The organism is Psychrobacter sp. 1Y4 (genome assembly GCF_051847555.1).
The window spans coordinates 1-545 of the sequence record NZ_JBPYDE010001035.1; the positions used below are offsets into that span (position 1 = coordinate 1).

General features: G+C 47.9%; 1 protein-coding gene. It reads left to right on the plus strand.

From position 1 onward, the window contains the following. Positions 1-545: LysR substrate-binding domain-containing protein (locus ACS8FC_RS20275; protein ID WP_439298107.1), on the plus strand; the 545-nt coding region annotated here is incomplete at both ends.

The window sequence follows — 545 nt, forward strand, 5'->3', positions numbered from 1 at the left end:
CTGCCACAAGCGCGGCGTATTTTGAATGAGATGCAGCTGTTCGAAAATGAAGCCAGCAGCTTGACCAGCTTGGCGCAAGGTCAGGTGCGCTTAGCGGTGTCACAGTTTGCTGCGTCCTCCTTACCTGCCGTCATCGCGCAATTTGCTAAGGAATATCCAAACATTGGGGTGTCATTACTGGATTGCTCAGCAGAGAATTTGCTCAAGCATGTTCAAGATATTGAGGTCGATTTGGGGGTTGGGACTGAGCTGGGTTTTATAGAGACTGAAGATGATATCGGTGCTGATCTGTTATACAAGCTGCCATTTTGCGTGGTTATGCCAGACAACCATACACTGGCGCAAAAAACCGAAATCACTTGGCAGGATTTATTAGATATTCCGCTTATTACCCTACAAGGTCCATTTCTTGAGCAAGTAACCGCCGAGCTGGATGATGCTATTGCCACTCACGTTCAGCAAGCACGCTACAAGGTAAACTTTATGTCCACCGCGCTTGAGATGACCCGACAAGGGTTTGGCATTACCTTATGCCTCCCCTATAT